Annotated in this window: 1 protein-coding gene; it reads left to right on the top strand. The window is 49.5% G+C overall.

Translation table 11 applies throughout. The annotated features are described in order from the left end of the window. Positions 1 to 206, top strand: a 206-nt coding sequence (locus tag HWD93_RS18375) for a hypothetical protein (protein ID WP_261647592.1), incomplete at its 5' end; no start/stop codon positions are given. Between the last annotated feature and the right edge of the window lie 69 nt (positions 207 to 275).

Genomic DNA, 275 nt, shown 5'->3' with positions numbered 1-275 from the left:
AGATCGAGTCGGTTCAGTCGAGAGACACCCAGAATCTCAGTCAAAAAATGATGCAATTCAACTGGTTGTTTTCTCTCAAAAAATTCTTTGCATGCGTGCCCATTCAGATAACAGTGGACCGTGTCCCGATTGCCACCAAACGCCAGATAGCCGAATTCGACAGCCCCGGACAGGTCAGTAATTCGACAGTGATCGTAATACCCTAGCCGCCCCCTACCAGTAGCAGGCGATAACGTCATCCCGAAAAAATCGCTGAACAGAAACCGAGCACGGTC

It is taken from the genome of Curtobacterium sp. C2H10 (genome assembly GCF_025407985.1).
GTDB lineage: Bacteria > Actinomycetota > Actinomycetes > Actinomycetales > Microbacteriaceae > Curtobacterium.
The sequence above is the reverse complement of the archived record's forward strand: the minus strand, read 5'-3'. Positions and strand labels throughout refer to the sequence as shown.